The 2,077-nt window shown below is 50.8% G+C and carries 1 protein-coding gene and 1 other RNA gene; both read right to left on the bottom strand.

What is annotated here, in order from left to right; genetic code table 11:
• Nucleotides 1-207: 207 nt before the first annotated feature.
• Nucleotides 208-1,773: a DNA polymerase III subunit gamma/tau gene (locus COV52_06730; GenBank protein ID PIR10933.1), complete on the bottom strand. Its 1,566-nt coding sequence runs from the start codon at nt 1,771-1,773 to the stop codon at nt 208-210.
• Nucleotides 1,774-1,894: 121 nt separating this feature from the next.
• Nucleotides 1,895-1,991: signal recognition particle sRNA small type (gene ffs / locus COV52_06725), an RNA gene on the bottom strand.
• Nucleotides 1,992-2,077 lie beyond the last annotated feature (86 nt).

Below are 2,077 nucleotides of genomic sequence, written 5' to 3'. Positions count from 1 at the left end.
TAAGCAAGCAGTGAGGCTTTTTAAACCCAAACCATACCAGCCCCCAGCTTTGCCTGACTCAAATTAGAAGGAGTTGTGTCGTGTACGAAGACCTCAATTATGAAAGCCCTAGCGCCCAGGGGTTCATAGTGGCCCCCTTTGTCCAGACCAATTTTCTTAAGAAATAAGGTAATTATTCAGAAAAAATGCTGAATAATTACCGTTTTTTTAAGTATTGCTCTTGATCGCTTCTGGAATCACTTTAGCATCGAATTGGTCCATCAGTGCTTTGACGGTGTCATCTTGTTGAATCGAGCTAATCGCTGCCTGTTTTTTGGAGTGCGCATCGTCAGCTTTTTGTTGTGCCGGGGTATCGCCGCCTTTGCCAACATTGATCACAAGTTTCAGTTTTTGGCCGAAATGTTTTTCGATCGCCTCACTGATGCGGGTGTGCTGCTTATCGTTGAGCATGGCTGACTGGCTCTCATCCAAAACCAGCTCAATGCTATTTTTATCTTGTGATTTTAAGCTTGTGTGTTCCAGTAGGGATTTGGTCATGCCGGCGACATCGAGTGCGGCGACCACCTCGCTCCAATGGTTTTGGTTCACGGCTTTTATTGGCGCTACTGTTGTTTTCGGCACAGCTTTTTGCGCGCCAACTTTAGGCGTGCTCATGCTGGCCTTTGGTGCAGGTACTGCTGATTCAATATCATTCGGTTTAAACGCGAGCAAGCGCAGCAGTAGCATGTCAAAGCCTTGCTTTGGGTCAGGTGAAAGGGGCAAATCACGACGGCCAGTGAGTGCGATTTGATAATACAGTTGGCAGTCTTCTGGCGATAAGCGCTTAGCGTATTTGGCCAGTTTGTCGAGGTCTAGCTCTTCGTACTGAATCGCTTGCGGGGCTGCTTGGTACAGGCTGATGTACTGAATCAGGGTGATGAACTCATCCAGCACTTGCTCAAAATCGAGGCCATCGTCAGACAGGGCTTGGCTGGTGGCAAGCAGGGCCTGTGCGTCCGAGGCTTCAAGCGCATCAAAAATCGCCCATAAGCGCTCGTGGTTTAGGGTGCCGAGCATCTCGCGCACCGCATCGAGGGTGATGTTGTTCTGGCAGTAGGCGATCGCTTGGTCGGTGAGGCTTAGCGCATCCCGCAAGCTGCCCTTGGCGGATTTGGCCAGCAATACGAGGGCGGCCTCATCAAAGCGGACATTTTCAGCCGAAAGAATTTTGATAAGTTGCTGTTTAATCTGATCACTAGGTAGTTTTTTTAAAGCAAGCTGTAAACAGCGAGACAGCACGGTGACGGGGATTTTTTGAGGATCAGTGGTGGCCAGTAAAAACACCACATGCGCTGGCGGCTCTTCCAAGGTTTTGAGTAAAGCGTTAAAGCTGTGCGTGGAGAGCATGTGCACTTCGTCAATCAGGTAGACTTTGTATCGGCCTTTGCTGGGGGTGTATTGCACATTATCCAAGATGTCTCGCGTGTCTTCGACCTTGGTGCGGCTGGCGGCATCAATTTCGATTAAGTCGACAAATCGACCGTGGTCAATTTCAAGGCAAGCCTGGCATTGGCCACACGGTGTGGCGGTGATGCCGGTTTCACAATTGAGCGACTTGGCGATAATGCGAGCAATCGTGGTCTTGCCCACACCGCGCGTGCCGGTGAATAAATACGCATGGTGCAAGCGGCCTTGTTCTAAAGCGTGCGAGAGCGCTAGGCGAACGTGATTTTGGCCCACGAGTTCATCGAAGTTCTTCGGGCGGTATTGACGGGCAAGGGCTAAATTTGTCATGGGTGGTCCTACGGATTCGACCTAAAATGTACTGGTTTTTGGCTGAGATTTCCAGGGGTTTGTTGACCACCACCTGCGCGAGGATGACAAAAGGACAGGCGGGCAAACACAAAGAAGGTGGCAGCATCAGCCTGACCAACGCACCTGCAGCCATCACTACCGTTGCTTCCGTCAGGACCTGGCGGGGTTCGCAATTTAGCAGTGCGCGGGGACCGATGCCACCATAAGGGCTGTGAGGATAACGGATCGTGCTTTTGCGGTCAAGCGATCACAAGACATTGAGCAGGGCTGTCCCATTAAATCA

The sequence above is a fragment of the Gammaproteobacteria bacterium CG11_big_fil_rev_8_21_14_0_20_46_22 genome, assembly GCA_002796245.1.
Lineage (GTDB): Bacteria > Pseudomonadota > Gammaproteobacteria > UBA12402 > UBA12402 > 1-14-0-20-46-22.
The sequence above is the reverse complement of the archived record's forward strand: the minus strand, read 5'-3'. Positions and strand labels throughout refer to the sequence as shown.